The sequence below is a fragment of the Paenibacillus sp. FSL R5-0908 genome (assembly GCF_038006245.1).
GTDB lineage: Bacteria > Bacillota > Bacilli > Paenibacillales > Paenibacillaceae > Paenibacillus_AQ > Paenibacillus_AQ odorifer.
The window spans coordinates 5981990-6005714 of the sequence record NZ_JBBOUV010000001.1 but is presented as its reverse complement, the minus strand read 5'-3'; the positions used below and the strand labels follow the sequence as shown (position 1 = coordinate 6005714).

Sequence of the window (23725 nt, the reverse complement as noted above, 5' to 3'; positions counted from 1 at the left end):
TGTTGTTAGATTATCAGTTTAGTAGATTATAAATTTGGAAAAAGAAGGCTGTCTTGTTATAGGACCAGCTGTTCCTTTGCACAACAGTCCACACGCTAACTCAAGCCAAGGAATATTACTATACGGAGCCACTAATCTTTCAAATTGTAGTGGAAGGGAGGAGTGAATAAAACATGGCTATTTTTTCTACTGGACCTATAGATAACAGCCCGATCCTAGGGGTCAGACCGTCGCAACTGGTAACCGTAAAAGTAGTTAATCGGGATTCTCTTAATCCTTATAATCTAGTTATTCAAGGTTTCCTTCTTAACGGATCAAGAACGATGTATGTGAATGAAACAGTAAATCTAGCACCTAATGAAGTCTTAACTAAGAACTATTTTGCCGACTTGGACGCATTTGAATTTGTGTTTACAACAGTAGAAGCAGTTGAAGCAGAGGTTGGGATTTCAGTCTGGGGAAAACAGAACTCGGGGGCATTGGTAGATCCTCATCGCATAGTTGCATGGGAGAAGCAGGCAGTATTACTTTAATAATGATTTGAGTAAAACAGTTAACGTTAAAGGAGTGATGAGAAATTGAGTTATTTATCTACCGGACCGATAGACAATAGTATGGTAGGGGGTGTAAGACCTACTCAGCATGTTACTGTCAAAATTGATAACCGAAGTGACATTGATTCATCAATGGCTCTTGTTCAAGGATACTATATGGATGGGACAAGAACTTTATATGTAAGCGAGCTGATAAATGTAGCACCTAATGAAGTTATAACACGTGATTATTATGCCGATTTTGATGCGTTCGAATTTATTTTTACAACTACAAGTCTGGTAGATGATCCGATTCAAATTTCAGTATGGGGAAAAAATAGCGTTGGCCAGATTGTGACTGCCCATCGACTTGTACATGCAGAATTGCTTGGTGTAACGCAAGGGATAACTGGTGCGACCGGGGCGACTGGTGCAACCGGAGCGGATGGAGCAACGGGAGCAACGGGAGCAACAGGAGCGACCGGAGCAGGAGAGACAGGAGCAACGGGAGCAGACGGAGCAACTGGCGCGACTGGTGCAACTGGAGCGGATGGAGCAACAGGAGCAACCGGAGCAGGAGAGACTGGAGCGACTGGTGCAGATGGAGCAACTGGCGCGACTGGTGCAACCGGAGCGGATGGAGCAACGGGAGCGACTGGAGCAGGAGAGACAGGGGCAACAGGAGCAGACGGAGCAACTGGAGCGACTGGAGCAACTGGAGCGGATGGAGCAACAGGAGCAACCGGAGCAGGAGAGACTGGAGCGACTGGTGCAGATGGAGCAACTGGCGCGACTGGTGCAACCGGAGCGGATGGAGCAACGGGAGCGACTGGAGCAGGAGAGACAGGGGCAACAGGAGCAGACGGAGCAACTGGAACAACTGGAGCGACTGGTGCAACCGGAGCGGATGGAGCAACAGGAGCAGACGGAGCAACTGGTGCGACTGGAGCAACTGGAGCGGATGGAGCGGATGGAGCAACAGGAGCAACTGGAGCGACTGGTGCAACTGGAGCGGATGGAGCAACGGGAGCGACCGGAGCAGGAGAGAATGGAGCTACAGGGGCAGACGGAGCAACTGGAGCGACTGGTGCAGATGGAGCAACTGGGGCGACTGGGGCGACTGGGGCGACTGGTGCAGACGGAGTAACTGGAGCAACTGGAGCGACTGGTGCAACCGGAGCGGATGGAACAACGGGAGCGACCGGAGCAGGAGAGACAGGGGCAACCGGAGCAGACGGAGCAACTGGAGCAACAGGAGCGACTGGTGCAACCGGAGCGGATGGAGCAACGGGAGCGACTGGAGCAACTGGAGCGGATGGAGCAACAGGGGCGACCGGAGCAGGAGCAACTGGAGCAACGGGTGCAACCGGAGCGGATGGAGTAACGGGAGCAACAGGAGCAGGAGAGACAGGAGCTACAGGGGCAGATGGAGCAACGGGTGCGACTGGTGCAACTGGAGCGGATGGAGCAACGGGAGCGACTGGTGCAACAGGAGCAACCGGAGCAGGAGAGACAGGAGCGACTGGTGCAACTGGGGCGACTGGTGCAACTGGGGCGACTGGTGCAGACGGAGTAACTGGTGCAACGGGAGCGACTGGTGCAACCGGAGCGGATGGAGTAACGGGAGCGACTGGTGCAGATGGAGCAACTGGAGCGACTGGTGCAGACGGAGTAACTGGTGCAACTGGGGCGACTGGTGCAACCGGAGCGGATGGAGCAACAGGGGCGACCGGAGCAGGAGTGACTGGTGCAACGGGTGCAACCGGAGCAACAGGAGTAGCAGGAGCCACCGGAGCGACAGGAGTAGCTGGTGTAACCGGAGCAACCGGTGAAGTTGGAGTGACCGGAGCAACGGGAGTAGCTGGGGCGACAGGAGCGACAGGAGTAGCAGGAGCCACCGGAGCAACGGGAGTAGCAGGAGCCACCGGAGCAACGGGTGAAACAGGAGCGACTGGTGCAACAGGAGCAACAGGAGCCACCGGAGCAACGGGTGAAACAGGAGCCACCGGAGCGACAGGAGTAGCTGGGGTAACAGGAGCAACGGGTGAAGCTGGAGTGACCGGAGCAACAGGAGTAGCTGGGGCAACAGGAGCAACGGGAGCAACGGGAGCAGCTGGGGCAACCGGAGCGACAGGAATATCTGGTGTAACCGGAGCAACTGGGCTTACTGGTGCAACAGGTGTAACCGGAGTAACTGGAGCTACAGGTCCGAACATTCAACAAGAAGGTTTTTCTGCTTTTAAGCCCTCATTGGCAATTTCCACATCTACCCAATTAACTGGCTGGACTGTGACAACACCTTTTTATGATAGCCCGTCCTTCGACGAAGTTGGGGGAAATTATACTATTCCGACAACTGGTAGATATTCGATTGAAGCGACTATCAATTACTCCACAACTGCCTCACTCACTGTCAGTCTTGGTACTGGAATTAATCCGGCTTTCGTAGTTCAGAGAACTTCTCCTACTGCAACAAATCTGGTAAGTGGCTTGTTCCCAGTACTTGATGTGAATGTTGCACTTATATTAGATTTGAGAGCAATTTTGGGAAGTGGTACTGTGACGCTGGCTGGAGAATTTGCATTAACCGCAGGTGATGTGATTGGCTTGTTCTATGTGGCAAATGGTTTGACGGTTCCTTTGAATTTAGGTGGCGCGAACTCAGCAGGTATCGTCTGGTCTGTTCATGAATTAACTTAAGTTTATCTTCGAGTTCAGTATTTACAACAGGGGTAATTCGGTAGCCGTAAGTATGGCTTTCGGGTTATCCCCTGTTTTGTTGGCGATATGTTATAAGTTGACTAGAGCGATGCTTATTAGGTTCTTCTTCTATTAATCCATTACGGATTTTCAGATTGCTATAATGTATCAAATATGTGTAACAGTAGTTTTTAAATGGATGTCCACACCTTAATTCGAAATAAGAATAATACTATAAAGAGCCAAAAAATATGAACTGATTTTATAGGCTCATAGATTATCAACCTAGAGTAGGTGGGAGGAATGATTATAGATAGAACCATATTTTATACAGAACTATTGAGAAGGATTTTGTTCGGTTGGTTTGATTTTCCAATTCAAATAATAAGCGTATTTTAAAATTCATAAAAAATGAGGTGTTGAAAATTGAGTCAACTATCTACTGGTCCTATAGAAAATAATCTGGTAGGCGGTGTAAGACCTACTCAGCTTGTTACTCTTAAAATTGTCAATCAGAGTGATGATACTCCGTCAACGGTTCAAGTCGAAGGCTATTATATGAATGGGACAAGAACTTTATATGTAAGTGAACAGGTTAATTTAGCTCCTAATCAAGTGGTTAATAGGGATTATTATGCAAACTTTGATTCATTTGAATTTCTATTCACAACACCTATTACGATTGATGATCCCATTCAAATTTCAGTTTGGGGGAAGAGCAGCACAGGCCAATTAGTGACTGCTCATCGCCTTGTCTACTCTGAATTATATGGAGAATATATAGGAATTACAGGTGCTACTGGAGCTACTGGAGCTACAGGAAGCGTTGGTGCAACGGGAGCGACAGGAGGTACTGGCGTAACCGGAGCCACAGGTGCTGGAGCCACAGGAGCTGCTGGAGCAACGGGAGCCACAGGAGCAACAGGAACTGCTGGAGCCACAGGAGCAACAGGAACTGCTGGCGTAACTGGAGCAACAGGAACTGCTGGAGCCACAGGAGCAACAGGAACTGCTGGAGCCACGGGAGCGACAGGAGCTGCTGGAGCAACGGGAGCAACAGGAACTGCTGGTGTAACGGGAGCCACAGGTGCTACTGGTTCAGGTGCAATTATTCCATATTCTTCTGGTCTTCCAGTAGCAATGACCACTGTATTAGGGGGGCTTTTGAATACTTCAAGTACAGTTGGTTTTGGTAGTAGTGCAACTAATATCAGTATTACAGGCGGTACTATAGATCTCACCGGAGCGGCTGGAACCTTGCTGAACTTTGCGTTCTCGGTCCCTAGAACTGGAACGATTACGTCTATGGCAGCCTATTTCAGTGCGACAGCTTCCGTTAGTTTGGTGGGGTCTACGGTAACAATCACGGCTCAATTATACAGATCTACTACACCTAACAATACCTTCACAGCAGTACCTGGGGCTTTAGTTACGTTAAGTCCTGCGCTTACAGGATTAATTGCTCTTGGAGCTATTAGCAGTGGTAATACCACAGGCTTAAGCGTTCCTGTAACAGTGGGAGAACGCTTGTTATTGGTCTTCACTTCAACGGTAACGGCTGGAATTGACGTTGCAACAACTGTTGCTGGCTATGCTAGTGCAGGAGTTACAATCGCATAATCTGAAGAAAAAGGGATATCCCGATAGCCCTATGGGCTACAGGATATCCTGATTTTTTCTCCAATATTGTTATTTAGATCATCAGAATCTCCCGGATATCTTGCTCAGTAAGGGTAGACAAGCTTTCCTGACCTGGCTGGATGACTTCATCGATCAAGTTCTTTTTCTTCTGCTGCAGCTCATACATCTTGTCCTCTACGGTGCCTTGGGTGACGAGACGAATTACTTGCACTACATTTTTCTGCCCGATCCGGTGAGCCCGATCCGCAGCTTGCTGCTCGACGGCAGGGTTCCACCAAAGATCGTAAAGGATTACAGTGTCTGCCCCAGTTAGGTTGAGCCCGGTCCCCCCGGCCTTTAAGGAGATTAAGAAAATATCCCGCTCCCCTTCATTAAATTTATTACATAAATCTACTCGTTGAGAAACAGGCGTTTGACCATCTAAATAAAAGTATGGAATGCCCTGATATCCTAGTTCACGTCCAATCAGGCCGAGCATCTCTGTGAATTGTGAGAATACTAACATACGTTTACCCGAACTGCGACATTCTTCTATGATTTCGAGCAGCTGCTCGAATTTAGCAGAGCTTCCTTCATATCCATCGACAAAAAGAGCAGGATGACAGCACAACTGGCGCAGACGAGTTAGTCCAGCCAGAACTTTGATCCGATTATTATTGCCGAAGCTATCTTGGGTCAAATGCTTAAGCGCCTCTTTTTTCAAACGGGCGAGATAAGCTACATATAACTTTTTTTGCTCCGGCAGCAGTTCACATGCTTGTACGGATTCGATTTTGTCCGGAAGTTCCTTTAACACATCACTCTTTAAGCGCCGCAGCAAAAAGGGACGCGCCCGCTTCGCAACCGTTTCTCTTGGTAAATCATGAAAAGCTTTTTTGCCTGGAAACAACCCAGGGAACACGGTGCCGAAAATGGACCATAAATCTTCCAACGCATTCTCCACGGGAGTACCCGTAAGTGCAAAACGGTGCCGGGCTTGAAGCGCCATTACAGCTTGGGCTGTCTGTGTAGTATGGTTTTTTATAGTTTGTGCTTCATCGAGAATCAGGGTATGAAAAGACTTTTTAGCATACAGCTGAACATCTCTGCGGAGCAACGGATAAGAGCTGATGATTACATCAACTTTCGTTGTATTTTTTAAAATCCGCCCGCGCTCAATTAGACTACCGTCTGCAATGACAGCTTTGATCTCTGGCGTGAATTTTTTAAGCTCATTAAGCCAGTTATAAGTGAGAGACGCAGGAGCGACAATTAGGGCAGGCAGTCCATTCTGGCGGATCTCGGGAAGTTCTGACAGGAGAAAAGCGATACTTTGCAGCGTTTTGCCTAACCCCATATCATCCGCCAAAATACCACCAAAGCGGTAATGGGCCAACGTCTTCAGCCACTGAAACCCATACTGTTGATAATCCCTTAGCACAGGAACCAGACTGTCAGGTATAGGGAAATCAAGATTCTCAGGATTCCGCATGTTCGCAAGTAACCTTTTAAAGGATCTGCCCAGCTTAATGGAGTCACTCTTAGCATCCGTGGAGGTCAAATGTAACCCGCGAACAACGGGCAGAGAAAATTCCACCCCTTTGATCTCACCTTCCCGGATGCCTATATCATTCATAAAGGTAATGATTTCTTGAAGCTCCTCGCTCTCCAGCGGTAGCAGGGCTCCATCAGGCAAGCGGTAGTATCTGCGTTTTTCCTGCAGGGATTTCAGAACCATAACAATCTCAGCTTCTGGAATCCCGCCCATATCGAATTTAAAATCAAGCCAGTCCGTCTTTTCATTCCAACTAATGCTCACCTTTGGGGGTGTAGTGCTCGTGAACAGTCTTGCTTTGACTGCGGAGGTCGCATAAACCGAAAGCAGCGGTTCCAGCAGCGGAATGGTATGGTACAAAAAATCGTATTCGCCCTCTTCGTCTGTCATAATAAATCCGCCTTCGGTTTTAGCGAAAGATTCGTGCTCCATCAGCTCCAGAATGCGAGCTTCTCCCTCCCCGTCTCGTAAAAGAATCAAATTCGTCCCGCGAACATGGGCTTTTTCATCTAAAGGGTTGATCACAATGTCACCGTATTGGAACTCTAGTCCGGCGAGCAGCCGATCTCTCACACGATCCAGATAAAGTCTCGCGATAAGCCTATGCTGAACAATCCGATCCGCAATGGAGTCGGCGATATGGACGTTGCCCAGCTTTTTCAGACCAGGAATAACCTTATCCATAAAAGACTCCATTTGCTCATGGGCAATATCGATGCCATTTCGGCGGGAGGAATCCAGCATTTTTTTCATTTCAGCAAGGCGTATGCATTCTTGGGGGGATAGCTTCAGCAACTTACCTTCCGATAGTACCATCCCGTAATCTTCTAAGACCGAAATCTGCTCAAGTCCTTGAATATCTAGATGATATCCATCCTCTTCTGCCTGTTCAAATTCAAAGCTGAGTGGAGGTGCCTCATTAGACACATGGATGCCTTCGTACAGCATCTCTTCTTGTTGCAAAAATACCGAAGAGACCTCTGAAAGCGCAGGCTGAAGCGACTCCCAGAAAAAAGGAGGGACGGCCAGCAACCGATCTCCCCCAATACTCCCCCCATAAGGTGAGTAAGGAGTGACGTTATCGCGGTACATTTTTTCATTTAATACAATATCAATCAGCTTCTGTAGAACAACATTATCTTCCTTCCGAAAGCTGTAAATGGCAGGATCATAGATAAAATGTTTCGAGAACTCAAAGGATTCTCCGCGGTGTACGCTTTCTAGAAATCCCCTTATTTTCGGAACAATATATAGACGTTTTGGACCGACTTTCATTTCTATACCAAGCATGGTGTGACTGTAACTATAAGTGAACGGCTTGCATGTAAACTCTATATTTAGAGGAAGTCTGTTATCTACAAAAGCCCCCGTACCGCTAGGACGCGGTGTATGGTTGCTGAACATCCCCAGCAGGCTGCTTACGAGCTGTTGATCTCTGGACTTTCCCCCGTTGTCTTGCGCAGTATCAGTAAAAATACGTGGGGTTAGAATCTCAGTATCTTCTATAGAAGATAGGTGCGAAGCTCCGGTAAGCTCTGAACGATCTCGGCCAGTTTTAAGGGCGTCAACGTTGATCAGCACAGCCGCGATATGTTTACAGAATGGCCCCCCATGGGAGTAGGCTGGACAATTACACTCTGCCTGGACATCCCCATCAATATCAATGACCACCATAACTTCATAGTCGATCGCCCCCTGAACAATGGCTTCATATCGAGAGCGGGGCAAATCTGGAATGGAGACATTGTATTCTTCAACTTCAATTATATCGACACTTTCAGTTTGGTAATAAGCTAATCCTTTTTCAAAAATAGACTTGCCGCACAGCAGTTTGATTACCCGTTCTGATACACTAAAGCCCATAACATAATTCCTTCCTCATAACTTGATCTTGAAAAGTCCGAATTCAATATAGTACTTATGATAACAGAACGGGCGTGCGCATCAAATAGGGGGTGTTGCTTTACTTATTCCATGCATGATAAAAGCGATCGTCAGATTGATTTCTTCCTCGTCGTTCCAGTCCTTATCTGGCTGCAGCAGCAAGCGATTCATCAAATAACCTACGACAGACGAGAGTGTGAAGCGTATAAGTGTGGGTGTAGGGACCTCGATGATTTCACCCTTTTCCTTAAAATGTTCAACAATATCAATCACGCGCTCAAGTATTTTGCTAAGAATATTCTCTACAAACTGCGCTCTAACTGTTGGCTGAAAAGGAATCTCCTGAATAAGAATCTTAAGAATTTTAAAATTCTTGCGGGCGAAATCCAGTCGATTGATCATAAATGCCCGCAGGAACTCCTCAAAGCTGTCGTAGGGCATATCAAGCACGCCGTTGAAATTCCGCAGCACAAAAGGCGCAAGCATGCGACTCATGGTAGGACCTACTATGGCAAGCAGCAGATCATTTTTAGTCTTGTAATAGCGAAAAATCGTTCCCTCCGCCACGCCTGCCTTCTGAGAAATTTCACTCGTTGAAGTCGCAGAGTATCCTTTTTCGGAAAATACCTCAATCGCCGCTTGTAGAATAGAAATCTGCTTCGGTGTCAGTTTCTCGTCTTTGCCAAGGGTCAGCAGTTCTTCTATCCACTGCTCTTCTATATTTTGTTCCCTAGAAACTTCCTCTTTCATTACAATAGCCCTCCATGCTTGATTCATTTTGTTTATATGATAATAGCTTTTGTGAAGTTACATTTTGCGATGCTTGCGCAGTGCCAATACATTCAGCAGCATAAATAGCAGCGAAAATCCTATTAGTACATAGACATCCAGTGCAATTGCGCTCCATCCTTTGCCACGGACCATAATGTTCATCAGCGCTTCTGATCCGTAATAGATCGGTGTAGCGAGGCCAACGCGCTGGAGCCACAGTGGAAGGGTATCGAGCGGGAATAATCCACTGAGGAAGATTTGTGGCACTATAATGAGCGGAATGAACTGAATCATCTGCAACTCATTGGCTGCAAAAGCCGACAGCAGTGTGCCCAACGTCAGCGCTGTCATCGATAGGAGTAATGTGATCAGCAACACGTAACCAAAGCTGCCAGTCATCATAATGCCAAGAATCTGTATGGAATACCATGAGATCAATAGCGCCTGAAAAACGGTAAATATGCCGAAACCACATACATACCCGAGCACAATCTCCCATCTTTTTAATGGAGTCGAAAGTAGCCGTTCAAGCGTGCCTGTGGTTCGTTCCCTTAAGAAGGATACACCTGCAATCAAGAATACGAAAAAGAAAACAAAGACGCCAATCATAATGGGACCGAAACGGTCGATCGTCTTCATATTCTCAGAACCGTAAAGATAGCTGATCTGCGGCTGTAATTGTTCCTTTGTGCTTGGAAGAAACTTCTGGGAGATTTGTTGAAGCGTCATGATTACTGCCTTGTTGGCTGTAGGGTTGCTACCTTCTAGCAGCACTTGAGGCGTAACTTGCGAATCTCCGGCGGTTCCGTTCAAAGTGATCAAAGCGTCAATGTTTCCTTCTACTAAAGCGCCTTTTCCCAGCTCTGCGCTGGCATATTCTTTGATGGTGGCATTTTGTTCTTTTAACGCAGCTGACATATTTAGAGGGACACCGGACACACCGATTTTTGGTTCATAGGCGTCACCGTTGAAGACCAAGCTCATTAAGCTTAGAACGAGGAGTGGTGCAATGAACATTAATGCCATCGTTCTTTTGTCATGAATAAATTGCCGCAAAATCCTTAAGGTGATCGCTCGGATTCTCATGAACGTACACCTCCATAATATAAAAAGGCTTCTTCAATAGAAGCTGAACCGGTGGCTTGCAGCAGTCCTGCAGGCGTGTCGGCGGCAAGTAGCTTGCCATCACGGATCATTCCGAGCCGGTCACATTTTTCGGCCTCATCCATGACATGCATATCATAAAAAAATGATGCACAAGATGGTTGGTTTGTTATACAAATACATACGGAGTATAGGCGTAACTGATTCAAGATTATTGCACACAATGAAAATCTGCACAAACGAAAAGGCTGCACATAGTAAAATTGCACAACATTCGAAAGGAGTCCCTTAAACGATAAGGGGTTTTTTATGCTATGTAAAGTATGTTGGTGAATCCCAAAAAAATATTTATCTTTTTATTATGATTGGCTTAAATACTGTACTCTGTTAAGTACGGAGAAAGTGGGTCTAACGTTCGGCAAAACGAATGTATTAGAATAAAATTGCAGAGGTTTTGCGGAGTTTATGATGGGGCCAAAAGTGTTATTTATGGACACTTATAGAAAAGTGTGAGTATGATGCGTAAAACAACTCATAACTCATATACATCGCAATGTGAAAATCGCACTTGATGACTTCACGATTGGACAAGGATTGGAATTGTTTTTGATGTTCTCTAAACAAAACAAAAGCTATTGCGAAATATTTCCTGATGAATTGGAAATAGAGATCATCTTCTACAAGGAGATTAATAATTTTTTTGTCGCACCGCTTCAAACAATTCTGCAAGGTTCATTTTTAACCCTCCTGTTTTTCAGTCAACTGATTCTATCATACTGATGGTATATTCTTACAATGATTATTTTGTAACACTAATTCGATATATTCCCAAAATGTTCGTATGTTGGATTTGTCGATTATGGTAAAATATTCTGTAGAAAAATAAAAGATTTTATCATATTGAAAACTCGGGGTGGTCCTTTTTGTCCAAGTATAGTTTCACGTTGGATTCATTTAAGAATATTCAAGATTTAATTCGCTTTATGGATCAGAAATCGTCGGCAATTCTCGTTATTTTCGGGTTCATTTTAACCGCATTTGTGAATAACGCAAGCAAACTGCACTTTGTAAATCCCTTTCTGATGTCTCCTTTGAATGGATTCTTATCTTCACTTACGCTACTGGTCGGAGTCGCAACCCTTGCATTATTATTGTATAAAATCCGAATTATAATTAATCAAATTTTAAAACCACGTGTAGCCAAGCACTATCTTCCTGAGCATCACTCCTTATTTTATTATGGACACATCAAGCTCATGGAAAAAGAACGGTACTTAGAAGAAGTAGAAAATATGCCAGATCAACAAGCCGAACAAGAAATTGCAGCGCAGGTATATGAAGTTTCACAAATTTTATTTTCAAAAACCGAGTCGTTAAATAAAGTAATGAGTCGCATGTTCTATCTTATTGGACTTCTTCTTATTTTTATTTTCTTAACCCAACTTGTATAAAAGGATGTGTAGTTATGGGTCTGAAAGAGGATATCGTTAGCAAAGTAAAAGAGATCATGGATACCAATTTTGAAGTTACTGATGTTACTTATGTACCTGATATCAATGATACTAAGCTGACCTTTGGTAATACAGGTCTTCGTTTTGAAGCAACGACGTTGTTCATAGATATGCGAGGGTCTACAAAGATCCTAAATCAACACAACCGTAGAACGGTTGCTAAAATTCATATGGCTTATTTTCATACTGTCACTAAGATAGCAAAAAGCCTGGGTGGTGAAGTTCGCTCCTTTAACGGGGACAGCATGCTTGTTTTTTTTCAAGGAACAAGCAAGCTTACTTTAAGCAATGCAGTTAAAGCTGCGATGAAAATGAAATACATGATCTCAGATTCAGAAAGTGGAATCAATAACTACCTTTCTAAATATTCTGCAATTGATTTTGGAATAGGTATTGATGACGGAAAAATATTGGCAACTAAAATTGGAATTGCAGGGGAAAATAATAGAGACATTTTTTGGGTAGGTAATGCAGTAAACAAGTCAACTCGGCTGGGAGATGAGGCAAAAGATCCTAATCATATCAGTATTTCGAGTTACGTTTATAATAATTTAACAGATGAAGTAAAAATCCATACCTATACTAATGATTGGGGTGTTAAACAAACTGTGAATATGTGGACATCACATTCGTTTCAATATAACAATGAGTGGCAAACATACTACACTACCAATTATTACTGGACTGTTTAAGCACAATTAATTAGAGTTTTCAAAAAACTCAAAATAGATATCTCCCCCGTAGATCGTTTCGGCGAAATTGGATAGTGATTCTTGTGTTTGTTCCTTCCACCAACTGTTCACTAATGCTTTATCTTCAGGAGATTCCATTTTTAAACCCTCAAATACATCCGCTGTAAACAATATCGGCGGAGTAGAGAACGAGGAAGTCGAAGTACCTTGATAATGTATAAATGAACTGAAATTCGGATCTTTATGTTTAAGAACCGAGCTGTATGTATTTTCTAAATTGTTCAAGAAAGAAGTAATGCTCCTTTTGTACCAGTCTGTTTGTTTTAAGTATTTGTACTCATGACGTTCTTCAATTATCGTTTCTTTTTGGGATATGGTGGTTATTTTATTCGCCGCATCTGTAAGTTTAGAAGCAACATTCGCGGGTTTTCCAAGCCAAACGAGTGATTTATTGGAAATATTTTCTGCGCCTTGTTTGATGATTCCATTTTTAGAGACGAGCATTTTTCCGTAATCAATGCCGATCCCACATTGAATGTCATTTTTGTTAAAGTGTTTGTTTAGTAAATACTCGCTGATGGAATGCATGAGTATTGCGGTGTTCAATGCATTGGTACAGCATTGATAAGAGTCAAATACGACCATCACGCGGTCACCCACAATCCCTCTGACCTTACCTCCATATTGTTCCGCCGCTTTAACCATGGATCGGATAAACGCAGAATAAAGCTTCGTGACCGTTTCCTTACGGTGAGTGAGGTTGAGTTCGGTAGAGCGGCGAATATCGATGTATAGTACACACGTTTCAATCAGTTTGACCTTTTGCTGCATCGTTTCCAAATTTGGATATGTAATAAGGGAATCATCAATAGTAGGGACAAACATCGTCTCCGTTACAACAATTTCGTAGTCCGTCGATAAGATGAGTTCGATCTCTTCATCCAATAAATTTTTCAGATCAATGATACTCCCCATAGGTAGTACTCCTTAGAAATTATAGATTTTAAAAAGCACTCGGCAATGAAGTGCTCCCTGTCAAGTGGACAGTGTAAAAAACAAAAACTTCTACTGCTACAATGATGGGAGCATATCAGTTTACGCTAATAAGTGCTTCTTTAGATAGTGTAGATAACGCAGCTCTTTTTTATCTATTGATATTTCAATGATAACACGCGATGCGAAGTGGAAAAAACGTGCTAAAAACCATACTCGTCTTCCAATTCCTCAATCTTTTTCTGTGATGAGGTTTCCTCTGGTTCTGGAAAGTTCTTTTCTAAAGAATTAAGTTTTTCATAGAACTTTTTATTTTCGTTGAAATCGATGATATCGGCAGTAATGCCGTGCTCTTTGCGTAAATGAGGTTCTAAACTAGAGACTACAAGTTGGTTATATTTTGTTTCGTAATATTGTTTCTGGCTTTTTAAGGCTTGAATTTTTTTGTTTTGCTCTTCAAAAGAATCTTTTATTTTCTCGTACTTCTTCGATTGCTCTTTGTGTTGTTGTTTTTCTTTATAAAGATCTTGGACTAACAACTCTAGTTCATGAAGAGCATTAACCAACTTGACATGGCTATCCACGTTATATCCGTGCCTAGTGAAAATGGTCTCAATACTGGGGAATAAAATCATATCATCTGAATTTGTTCCCATATCTCGAACCAGGGGGTTGTTCAATTCGTTAAGGTAATCGTCAATACGTCTCTTCCAGGTCATGCGACCGATCCCTGTTTCTCGTTCTAATAAAGAAGGGGTTAATTCTTTGCCTTTGTATTTTGCTTTGATTTCGTCAGCTAGATCCATAAGTTGATCATCTGTAAAATTAGATTTCCCCGCCATTGTATTCACCTTCGCTAATCTTAAAATCTACTAATAATTTGTGGTCCATGTATTGCTGTAGTTGCCTTGAAGCGTTTGAGAAAGAGGCTTCGGTAAGTGGATTGGATAGCTTACTTAGACTCTTGCTCGTGCTAATCATCAAATCGAGTGTTGAGTCGATTTTTTGTTCTAATTCCTTGGAGTAACTCTCCAACCACTTTCCAGCTTGGCGTTCTTCATCTAGTCTAGGTTTGAAGATGAAATGGGGGAGACAGACACGGCAATCTTCGGCGCAATCGTAAGGGAAATTTCCACTCTTGCAGTATCCGTGCGTTACTTTTCGGTAATTATCGTTGAGTTCATCGTGAGAGTACCTAATGAATCGTGCCGACTTTTCTCGAAGTTTCTGTCTCCATCCGAATATCCCATTGGGGATGCTTTGTCCCATTTTCTCTCCCATGCTGGTACGCAATAAATTATATACATGCGATTGTGCAAATGTTTTTGCATGGCTGTAATAATTATCTTGTGTTTTTAAATCTAAATGGCCAGCCATTCTTGCAATGGAAAGTATGTTATAGCCTTGAAGGAACATGTTGATAATCGCAAAATGTCTAGTGTGAGCAGGTATTATTTTCATGGATGTATGCTCATTGTACATACCTTCAACGACTTGTTTATAGAATCGTTTGAGTAACCCATGAAGTTGGGTAGATGTGACTCTATCTTGGAATGATTCCGAGCCATCGGTAGCTTTGCGCGGCCAACTGGATTCATATGAACGCTCATGAAATTCCAAGGAACAAAGATAGTGTGATTCAATGCCCATTTGCTTTTGGCGTAGAATAAACTCTTTAATAAAGAAATAGATATCATCGGTGATCTGAATGCTTTGGTAATGAATACCTTCACCTTCGCCGTTCTTAATTCTTGGAACCTCAATATAATAGTTTCCGTTCTTGTTCTCTAAACAATTCGTTTTTATTAAGGTGAATTCAGAAGGACGTAGAGGAACGATATTTGTGATGATCCAAAAAATTTGGATGGGTTTAAACGTTAAATGATCTTCTACGGGCGTTCTTCGAAAATAATCATTCACGATCCTGTCGAATTCGATAATATCATCTAATTCAGGTAGATCTCTGTTTTTTGTGTTTATTCGAGAAATAGTGTAGCAGCGTTCCAGGAATTTGTCTCGATTTTTTATAGGGTGAAAATTCAAAAAGTTTATCAAGTGGCGACTATATCGGTATGCTTGGCCAGGTGATGTAACCTCCAATTGAGATAAAAAAGAGTTAAAATTATCGAATTTAATGCCGTTTGTTTCAAAAATGATTGTTTTTAAATTTTCTAGAGTCTGCTTTGCAGTGCTCGCTGCTTTTGACATGGCCAGTTGGCTTGCAATGAAACATTTGAGTGATATTTGTAATTCAGCGTAGACATCTAATTCAAAGCGCAAGGGGACAATCACGTTTTTTATCTCGTCAAAGGTGTACCAATGTCGATCACTAAATTCACCCTGTTCAATGATTCCTAGTGTTTTTAAACTATCAAAAATATCTTTATACTTAGAGATTTCATCGGAATGGAACACCACATCCTCGATCAAAATGGTTTTTAATGTTCCGCTAGAATTGATCACTTGCTTTAACTCCATATATTACACCTTCTTTGGTATTTCGAGATATTGTTTCGCTTCTTGCCATTCGTTCGATATTGTTTCTAAGGAGATGTATGCATTGACCTTCTCGCTGCCGAATTCCTTTACAGCTTCTCCGATAACGATATACAGTCGATACAAAAACATAGAGTCCCTAAGGCGAAGAGATTCAGAAATGTTGTTTCTAATACTATCCGTTAGGCGTAAAAATTCAGATTGTGCTTCCTTTAGTAATTGATATTGAGGGATGAACTCAGGGCAACCAATACATGAGGATCTTTCGGGAAAATGGCAATCAGGAAACACGAAACATTGACCTAGACCATCGCGACTTGGTTTTTCGCATCTGTAGATTTTTACGACCTCTTGTATTAATTCTTCTCGGGACATCTTCATGAGTCGACGTACTACAAATTCTTTGTTTTTTTTATTTTGAAGTAAGCCTTCCGCCCAATCTTCTAATTCTCGCAAAGAGAATTCATCTCTTAATCCTTCGATCGACTCGGTTCTTTTTTCCATGCTTTGCTGAATGGATAAACTACTTTCAACGTGCGAGACCATTGTGTTATACAACCATCCAAAATGACCACGTCTGAATAAGTTGATAGATACGTTATCCATGGACCCGTCTTTATTTGAAAAGGCTACATAAGGAATCACGGAATTTTCTTGTTGATGAGATCGTCCTTTTGTTAAAATCTTATCTGCTTGATTACGGGTATCAATATCTCCAGCTTCACCTTGTTCACTTACGTAAAAATAAACATATGTCATGGTGCTCTTACATAGTTTATGTGAGCTAAATTTGGTTCTCTTTAATAATTCATCTGTAGCGAAGTATTTCATGTGAACTGCTCTTCCTGAAGAACTGGTTTTTAATTTCTCGGGCGTGATTCCCTCAAAAAATGTGCCTAGCAGAAATCCTTTTTGAACCACGTTGCTAGTTGGGAGGTCCCTGCTGTGTAATTCGCATATGACGGCAGCAGTTGCGATAGCTTCTTCTAATTCAGGTATCATTAAAAAAAGCAATTCAGCACCTGTTTTTCCTACATTCGCAAAATTCAAAGATAAGCGTAATTGTTCTATTACTAGATGGACCTGGTTCTCATTCATTTTTTTTGTTTGGAACCATGCACAATCAGAAATATTTAGTATGTCTATGTCGATGCGTGGAAATTCGTAAAATAGATCCGTTGCTCTCCACATATCTGTTAATAGTAAAGTCGAGAACAGCCACATATTAGCATACGTTCTCTTTTGAATGGCTTGTGGAATATGGAGATCTACCTTTTTTGCATGAATATAAAATTGGCCATAAATCGCAGGAGGATATATCTCGTCTTCATTGGATTCGCTTATTGTGCTTTTTGTTCGGTTTCTTGTTATGTAGACCTTGTGTGGGGATGTGCGCTGTGTTCTACACGCATACTTATAGAATCTCATGAAATCTTGTTTTACGTAATAAGGAATCTGTTCATTGTCAATCAAAGCAACAAGGAACTCTTTGCTCAGTGTATGAATTAAACTTGGTAGGTGGGTAATGGCTTTATCAAATGTATTACTTAACTCCCATTTTCTGTTCTGTAGACTCGTTTCTCGATCGTTTAAATCGTTTAGAATTTGGATGATGAATTTAGAGAATAATTCCTTGTTCAAACGAAGTTTGGCTGTAAGCGATTTATGTGATATTTCATCGCAAAATTGTTTGATGAAATAGGCTTTGTTAAAAGGTTTTTGAATTTCATTCTTTTTGTTTAAATAATCCGCTTGCAATTGATGGATTTCTTTCTTATCTAAAAAATATTTTTTTGTTTGTTTTACTTTGTCGAGTTTAAAATTCTTGAGAGTGCCGTCTTGAATTATTTTATATACGTGGGTACGAGAAGTACCCAATAGTAATGCTGCATCAGGCACTGAATAATAATTCGCTTCTCTATCCGATACTTCTTGCAGTTGTTGTAGATTAACAAAAGTTCTCTGTCTTCCGTATTTCGGGATAAATGTATTGATTATTTTGTCTTTTATTAGTGCTTGAATTAAGTTTTTATTTAGTCCTGTGTGTTTACAAGCTTCATCTACAGTTAGGTAACCAACAGGTGGTATTATCCCATTGATAATGTCTTTTGCCTCGTCCTTGTGTAGTAAGTTTTGTTTGTTATTCTCGCTTTTTATCGCATTAGGATGAGTGTTCATCACTTTTCTAATATACTCAGCGCCAATCGTAATTCCGAGAGCTTGAATGTGTTCGTGTAGTTGCTGGTAAGTGATAAAGTCTTTTTGTAGTTCGTCCAATTTGGTTGAATCTATATAAACTCTCCAAAAACCATTAAGAAAACGAAAACATTTGTTTAGTGTACCTGCTTCCGTTAATGAATCTATCTTATTCTGTGCAATATTATATTGTTTAAGTGCCTCAGTAGCGAGTATATAGCCCTCGGGGACTAAAAGGTATTGTTCTACAAGTTCTTGTGCATGTTCTTTTGGGATCATGATTTTGGGATCTTTGATGACATGGGGGTGATTATTCAACATGCCATATGCCGCTTTTTCTCCCACGATATATCCTTTTTCTTTGAAAAAGGTACATAATTGACTTACCGTATAATGCATTATTTTCTCCTTTGGAGAGCATGTTTATTAATTAAGTTAGGTACAAAATCCTCGTGGGTTTCTGAAATACGTTTTTCAATTCGATCTCTAGCTCTTGTTGTTTTAGCTAAGTAGGGTAAACAAGACATCAGATTAGAATCACCTCTTAAAAATGCAACTTCTGCAATGTTGTCAGTTTGTTCAGTGATCATGTTTGTAAATGTTCCCCTTCCAATATGAGTACTCCAATCTATTATTCGAAGATGATTAGCTACTATTTTATCTTCAGAATCTCCATATTGAATTAGGAAATCACAAAATTCCTGTTTTAATTTCTTGAAATAATAACGGTAGCTAGGCTCTGATAATGCTCTTCCGTGAGAATTTACAAACAGGGCACCCTTCGGGGAGTAATTTGACAGGTTATTTGACTCTTTATATAGCTCTAAATGCTGTCTATATAGGATGTCTCCCCAGTCTTTGATTTGAATTACAAGTTGTCTTCTTTGTTTCTTAACATATCCTCCTCCAGTACTTCCTTTTATATCTGTTCTCATATTCCTGGATTCGATGTTTAATAAGAAATCCCCCTTGTTAACAGTTCGGGAAAATTGAGTGCGTTTAATATTGACCACTTCGGAAACGCGTAATCCTCCAAACATCTGAAGGTACAATCCTAAAGTGATAGGATTTGTTTTTAATATAGAGATCTCCAAAAGCAATGGTAGGTATTTGATAGGGAAGAAGTGTTCTAACTTTTTAATTTTTTTAGAAGGCAAAATCGGAACAAAGATCGATTCATAGTAATGTTCACCGTTATGGTGGTTTTTACGTTTAAACTCCCGTAATAGCTCTTCATCAACGTAAGGAAGCATGTCATTATTCTTCAACCAGATATAGAAATAAGTAAGTGTTTTGCTGATGCTTAATACCGTCGCTCTATCAATGGTTATGTTTTTCTCAATGCTGCCATCCTCTGCGGCTACGTCATGATTTCTAAAACTTAGATGGGTTAGAAAGTCAGTGCCTATTTGAATGGTGAGGTCAGACAGTTTACTGATCTTTAATTTCCTTTTGTTCTTTATTAGGTAATTTAAAAACTGAATGATATTGTGTACATGCTTTCGTTGAGTGTTATATTTTTTTGTTCTCCACCTGCTGCCTTCCCCTAATATAAAAGAGGTTAGCCCGTGGATAATATGTACATCTTTCAAGGTATCTTTTAAACCAATTGCAGCAACTTGCTTTTCCATAATACTACCATCACGCTTACGCCCCCAGTCTAACCACACAGGAACTAGCGTAAATCGTATATTATCATTGTTAAATTCTATGATTTCCGCTTTGTGAGATTCTTTCAACTAAATCCCCCCTCCATAACACTATCAATATGTGCAAAAATATGGTCTGAAATATATTAAGATATAGCTGGAATTAAATGTTAACACAAAGTTTTGTGGTGTGCAGTGAAAAAACTAAACACAACAAAAAAACCTTTGAGTACAAAGGCTTGTGATTACTTTTTTTATGTAATGGTGTGCAATATTATTATGTGCTATTTATTTCAGATAAACATGCGTGGTCAGCACAATGGTGGTGCCTTTCTGGTTCAGCGCTTTTAGTTCCTTCCAGATGGATAGCCGTAATACCGGATCTATGCCAACTGTAGGCTCATCAAGAATAAGCAACGGCGGTTCATGCAGCAGCGCGATCGCCAATGATAAGCGGCGTTTCATCCCGCCGGAGTATTGGTCTACTCTTTTTCGCAAATGATCTTGTAAATTAACGATCTCCATTACGGCTGTGATGCGTTTGGAGCGTTGCTCCCCCTTTAGTCCATATAGCGCTGCAAAAAACTCCAGATTCTCCTTCGCACTAAGCTCCGTGTACAAGGCATCAGACTGAGCCATATACCCGATCTGTTGCAGCATAGTCAGCTTCGGCATCGTCACGCCAAGTATTTTCACCTCGCCGGAGGTTACCTCATCGATACCAGTAAGCAGCTTCACAAATGTTGTTTTTCCTGACCCGGATGGCCCTAGTATGCCAAAGGTTTCCGCACGTTCCACTTGAAGCGAAATATCCTCGAGCACCTGTTTTTCTCCAAACGCTTTCCCGACATGGCTCACTGAAATAACTGGAACCTCTGAACCCATGTATATCTCCTCGATTCTGAATGTTCTGGGATACTTGAGTTGAAGATGGTGTTGATGTTGATGTTGATGTTGATGTTGATGTTGATGTTGATGTTGAACTGCATTGCGTTAAACACTCTAACCATAAAATGAGTGAGTACTCACTCATTATTCTGCATCAAAAGTTAGGAATTGTAAACCATATATTTATACAAATGTTTCCCACAGTATTAGCTTAAACCCGATTGACGTTTGTTAATTCAACATGTTCTTTTACTATGTATATAGAGATGATTTGAATGAAAGGCAAAAGTGCCACTAAATAGCGCCAGTCCGCCTAAACTAGGTAATAGAAAGGCATAAATGCCTCAAAATAGCACGGGTTTACCTAAACCAGACAAAAGAAGGGCATAAATGCCACTTAATAGGTATGATCTAGATAAATCAAGCAAAAGAACGGTATAAATCCCGCACAACGAGCTCAATCCCACTAAAGTCAGTAAAAGAACGGTATAAATCCCGCACAATGAGCTCAATCCCGCTAAAGTTAGCAAAAGAACGGTATAAATCCCGCACAATGAGCTCAATCCTACTGAAGTTAGCAAAAGAACGGTATAAATCCCGTAGAAAGAGCTCAGTCCCACTAAAGTCAGTAAAAGAACGGTATAAATCCCGCACAATGAGCTCAATCCCGCTAAAGTCAGTAAAAGAACGGTATAAATCCCGTAGAAAGAGCTCAGTCCCGCTAAATTCAGCAAAAGAACGGTATAAATCCCGCACAATGAGCTCAATCCCACTAAAGTCAGTAAAAGAATGGTATAAATCCCGTACAATGAGCTCAATCCCACTAAAGTCAGTAAAAGAACGGTATAAATCCCGCACAATGAGCTCAATCCCGCTAAAGTTAGCAAAAGAACGGTATAAATCCCGCACAATGAGCTCAATCCCGCTAAAGTTAGCAAAAGAACGGTATAAATCCCGTAGAAAGAGCTCAATCCCGCTAAAGTTAGCAAAAGAACGGTATAAATCCCGCACAATGAGCTCAATCCCACTAAAGTCAGTAAAAGAACGGTATAAATCCCTTACAATCAGCCGAATGTCCTACGATGATCCTTATGCAGCATGCGCCCAACAGACCAGTTAGTTTTTAAATCGTAAGCAGCAGCCACATCATTGATAGCAGACTCTCGCCAGCAACAAGCTTCCCCACGCGCCAAGCGAACTCTGCAATATACTACGAGTGCCAAGCGACCTCCTCAACAAGCTTCCCCACGCGCCCAAGCGAACTCTGCAATATACTCCAAGTGCCAAGCGACCTCCGCATATACTCACCGTGCCCAGCCACCTCTGCAATATACTCCACCCGCCCACCTCGGCAACAAGCTTCACCCACCCGCCTGCAATCTCAAACTAGTCTCTACGTCACACCAAATCCCAAACAATTCTCCAACTAAATAAGGTAACTGCACCTAGCACCTTTTTACGAAAAAAGGCTGTTTTTGCTCTTTAGTTCATTTGGTTTAGATCAAGAAAATTGTTAAATGAGCTAATATACCTGATATTTTTAAAAAAAGAATACTAGTTAATATTTCCATTACATTCCTCTGCAACAGAATTGACAATTGTAGACGAAAATGACATTAGCAGTTACCTATACGAAAAGGGTGAATCTAATTGAAAAACAGTAAATGGATTAGCGCAACGTTGGCTTCAGCACTTCTTGCAACAGTAGGCGTTGGAAGTGTGTCTGCAGCTAGCAACGGCAGTAATGTAAAATCTGTAGCTACCAATCAAGTCGCTGCTGTAACAGCAGTTAAAGAGGGTACAACTACTTGGAATGTAAACGGAACGCCGATTGTGTTTAACACCATTAACAGCAGTGGTTACAAGCTTTACTCGCTGACTCAGGTAGCTGGTGAAATTGGGGCTAAGGTAGTACTGGGAACAAGCGGGTTTGAACTTAACGACAGCAAAGGACTACATAATGTGCAACTCAAAACAGGCTCAAAGAGCTATCAAGTAGATGGTAATTCCGAATCGTTCACAGTGGCTCCAGTGTTTTATAACGGTAAAACCTATGTAGAGCTGACTAAGTTAGTTATTGCATTAGGTGGAGAGCTGGACGCGGATGCTAGCACGATTTTGAGCTTTGCACGTCCGGAAGGATTGTTCGATACTTTGCACTGGACAGCAGCCGGTAACCTGATCGCGAACAAAAGTGATGCTGAAACTACTCAGCTTATCAAATTCAGTACAGAACCAGGTAACTATGAAGTGTTTTCGTCAAATGACAGTGCTGTGGACTTTGCAGTATCGCCGGATCAACAGTGGGGAGCTTTTAATGATGAGAAAGGTTTGCTGAATCTGATTAACTTGTCTAGCGGAGCTGTTAAAACACTAGGCACCGACAATAGTGTGAAGACAGATCTGATTTGGTCCAAAGATGGGAAAAGCATTTATTTCATCCAAGGAGACAAGCAAGAAAAAATCGCTAAAATCTCAGTAGAGTCTGGTGATGTTAAATCTGTATTGGCTGATAAGGTTGAGAATAAATCTGAACTGCGCATTTCTGCTGACGAAAAAAGCGCTGTTTATATCGTTAATTTAACGGGTGTTGCTAAAAATGATGCAGACAGCACAGAAGATTCTCTTACGGTAGACTTCAGCTCGGCAGGAGAGCAGCTTTACAAGCTTGATCTGGCTACAAAAGATGCTAAACCAGCTGCACTAACAACTACAGCGGATAACAAGCTTTACCCAGAGATTTTGGCCGATGGAAATGTGGCATACCTGAGCGCAGATGCAGACGGCAATGCGAAGAATACCCTGAAGCTTGTAAAAGCGGACGCAACCAGCACTAATATAGCACTTGATATCGAAGTGAATTGGTCCACTGGCGTTAGCAATGGTTTGGTAGTGGCAGGTACTACGGCAGACGGAAGCACAGTGATCTATTCTATCGATGGTAGTGGTGCAAAGACCGAACTGTTCCGTACGGCTGAAGATGTATCTGAAGTATCTGTATCTAAAGACGGAAGCAAGCTTGCGATTGTGAGCGGCGACAGCGTATGGGTTATCCAAGGCGGTAAAGGGCTGCAACTGACTAAATAATGATTATCCCAAACATATTTTAACGGCCTAGAGCCGAGAGGAGAAA

16 protein-coding genes and 2 pseudogenes are annotated in these 23725 nt (G+C 42.1%); 6 read left to right on the top strand and 12 right to left on the bottom strand.

Annotated features, from left to right (window positions below; all coding sequences use genetic code 11):
* Window positions 1-173: 173 nt before the first annotated feature.
* The 3 genes from MKZ09_RS27320 (at window position 174) to MKZ09_RS27310 (ending at window position 4853) form a co-directional block, all read left to right on the top strand.
* On the top strand, window positions 174-533 hold the full coding sequence (locus MKZ09_RS27320; RefSeq protein WP_076208292.1) for a hypothetical protein: 360 nt from the start codon (window positions 174-176) through the stop codon (window positions 531-533).
* A gap of 45 nt (window positions 534-578) precedes the next feature.
* Window positions 579-3233, top strand: coding sequence for a collagen-like protein (locus MKZ09_RS27315; protein ID WP_341041549.1), 2655 nt, complete (start codon window positions 579-581; stop codon window positions 3231-3233).
* Between the two features lie 426 nt (window positions 3234-3659).
* Window positions 3660-4853, top strand: coding sequence for an exosporium glycoprotein BclB-related protein (locus MKZ09_RS27310; protein ID WP_341041547.1), 1194 nt, complete (start codon window positions 3660-3662; stop codon window positions 4851-4853).
* 73 nt (window positions 4854-4926) lie between these two features.
* Here MKZ09_RS27310 and MKZ09_RS27305 read toward each other — a convergent pair whose 3' ends face one another.
* The 4 genes and pseudogenes from MKZ09_RS27305 to MKZ09_RS27290 all read right to left on the bottom strand — a co-directional run.
* Window positions 4927-8271: a DEAD/DEAH box helicase gene (locus MKZ09_RS27305; protein WP_076208287.1), complete on the bottom strand. Its 3345-nt coding sequence runs from the start codon at window positions 8269-8271 to the stop codon at window positions 4927-4929.
* A gap of 81 nt (window positions 8272-8352) precedes the next feature.
* Window positions 8353-9042 (bottom strand): TetR/AcrR family transcriptional regulator, encoded by a 690-nt coding sequence (locus tag MKZ09_RS27300; protein WP_076099430.1) that lies wholly within the window; start codon window positions 9040-9042, stop codon window positions 8353-8355.
* A 57-nt stretch (window positions 9043-9099) separates the two neighbouring features.
* Window positions 9100-10149: an ABC transporter permease gene (locus MKZ09_RS27295; RefSeq protein WP_076137840.1), complete on the bottom strand. Its 1050-nt coding sequence runs from the start codon at window positions 10147-10149 to the stop codon at window positions 9100-9102.
* Window positions 10146-10298 (bottom strand): annotated as a pseudogene (locus tag MKZ09_RS27290) (ABC transporter ATP-binding protein); the annotation flags it as partial. The pseudogene MKZ09_RS27290 and the gene MKZ09_RS27295, both read right to left, overlap by 4 nt.
* A 792-nt stretch (window positions 10299-11090) precedes the next feature.
* Here MKZ09_RS27290 and MKZ09_RS27285 point away from each other — a divergent pair.
* On the top strand, window positions 11091-11618 hold the full coding sequence (locus tag MKZ09_RS27285; RefSeq protein WP_076137837.1) for a Pycsar system effector family protein: 528 nt from the start codon (window positions 11091-11093) through the stop codon (window positions 11616-11618).
* A gap of 14 nt (window positions 11619-11632) precedes the next feature.
* A complete protein-coding gene (locus tag MKZ09_RS27280) occupies window positions 11633-12370 on the top strand; it encodes an adenylate/guanylate cyclase domain-containing protein (RefSeq protein WP_076137836.1) in 738 nt (245 codons plus the stop codon).
* Between the two features lie 6 nt (window positions 12371-12376).
* Here MKZ09_RS27280 and MKZ09_RS27275 read toward each other — a convergent pair whose 3' ends face one another.
* From MKZ09_RS27275 to MKZ09_RS27240, 8 genes and pseudogenes are all read right to left on the bottom strand, one after another.
* On the bottom strand, window positions 12377-13345 hold the full coding sequence (locus tag MKZ09_RS27275; RefSeq protein ID WP_076137834.1) for an adenylate/guanylate cyclase domain-containing protein: 969 nt from the start codon (window positions 13343-13345) through the stop codon (window positions 12377-12379).
* 221 nt (window positions 13346-13566) lie between these two features.
* Window positions 13567-14205: a hypothetical protein gene (locus tag MKZ09_RS27270; protein ID WP_076137832.1), complete on the bottom strand. Its 639-nt coding sequence runs from the start codon at window positions 14203-14205 to the stop codon at window positions 13567-13569.
* Window positions 14189-15841 (bottom strand): site-specific integrase, encoded by a 1653-nt coding sequence (locus tag MKZ09_RS27265; protein ID WP_076208285.1) that lies wholly within the window; start codon window positions 15839-15841, stop codon window positions 14189-14191. The genes MKZ09_RS27270 and MKZ09_RS27265 overlap by 17 nt, the downstream gene beginning before the upstream one ends.
* A gap of 3 nt (window positions 15842-15844) precedes the next feature.
* Entirely contained in the window at window positions 15845-18454 is a 2610-nt protein-coding gene (locus tag MKZ09_RS27260) for a helix-turn-helix domain-containing protein (RefSeq protein WP_076208282.1), read from the bottom strand.
* Window positions 18454-19794, bottom strand: coding sequence for a hypothetical protein (locus tag MKZ09_RS27255; RefSeq protein WP_256715208.1), 1341 nt, complete (start codon window positions 19792-19794; stop codon window positions 18454-18456). The genes MKZ09_RS27260 and MKZ09_RS27255 overlap by 1 nt, the downstream gene beginning before the upstream one ends.
* A 210-nt stretch (window positions 19795-20004) precedes the next feature.
* A pseudogene (locus MKZ09_RS27250) lies at window positions 20005-20589 on the bottom strand (ABC transporter ATP-binding protein); the annotation flags it as partial.
* 423 nt (window positions 20590-21012) lie between these two features.
* A complete protein-coding gene (locus tag MKZ09_RS27245; protein WP_341041541.1) occupies window positions 21013-21603 on the bottom strand; it encodes a hypothetical protein in 591 nt (196 codons plus the stop codon).
* Between the two features lie 53 nt (window positions 21604-21656).
* Entirely contained in the window at window positions 21657-21815 is a 159-nt protein-coding gene (locus MKZ09_RS27240; protein WP_179089654.1) for a hypothetical protein, read from the bottom strand.
* Between the two features lie 427 nt (window positions 21816-22242).
* Between MKZ09_RS27240 and MKZ09_RS27235 the strand changes: the two genes are divergently transcribed.
* The gene (locus MKZ09_RS27235) at window positions 22243-23679 is read left to right on the top strand and encodes a stalk domain-containing protein (RefSeq protein ID WP_076137826.1); all 1437 of its coding nucleotides are present in this window, start codon (window positions 22243-22245) and stop codon (window positions 23677-23679) included.
* Window positions 23680-23725 lie beyond the last annotated feature (46 nt).

Excerpts from the sequence above, each read along its gene's own strand:
- MKZ09_RS27320 (WP_076208292.1), top strand. The coding sequence starts at position 174 with ATGGCTATTTTTTCTACTGGACCTATAGATAACAGCCCGATCCTAGGG.
- MKZ09_RS27305 (WP_076208287.1), bottom strand. The coding sequence starts at position 8,271 with ATGGGCTTTAGTGTATCAGAACGGGTAATCAAACTGCTGTGCGGCAAG.
- MKZ09_RS27300 (WP_076099430.1), bottom strand. The coding sequence starts at position 9,042 with ATGAAAGAGGAAGTTTCTAGGGAACAAAATATAGAAGAGCAGTGGATA.
- MKZ09_RS27295 (WP_076137840.1), bottom strand. The coding sequence starts at position 10,149 with ATGAGAATCCGAGCGATCACCTTAAGGATTTTGCGGCAATTTATTCAT.
- MKZ09_RS27280 (WP_076137836.1), top strand. The coding sequence starts at position 11,633 with ATGGGTCTGAAAGAGGATATCGTTAGCAAAGTAAAAGAGATCATGGAT.
- MKZ09_RS27275 (WP_076137834.1), bottom strand. The coding sequence starts at position 13,345 with ATGGGGAGTATCATTGATCTGAAAAATTTATTGGATGAAGAGATCGAA.
- MKZ09_RS27270 (WP_076137832.1), bottom strand. The coding sequence starts at position 14,205 with ATGGCGGGGAAATCTAATTTTACAGATGATCAACTTATGGATCTAGCT.
- MKZ09_RS27265 (WP_076208285.1), bottom strand. The coding sequence starts at position 15,841 with ATGGAGTTAAAGCAAGTGATCAATTCTAGCGGAACATTAAAAACCATT.
- MKZ09_RS27260 (WP_076208282.1), bottom strand. The coding sequence starts at position 18,454 with ATGCATTATACGGTAAGTCAATTATGTACCTTTTTCAAAGAAAAAGGA.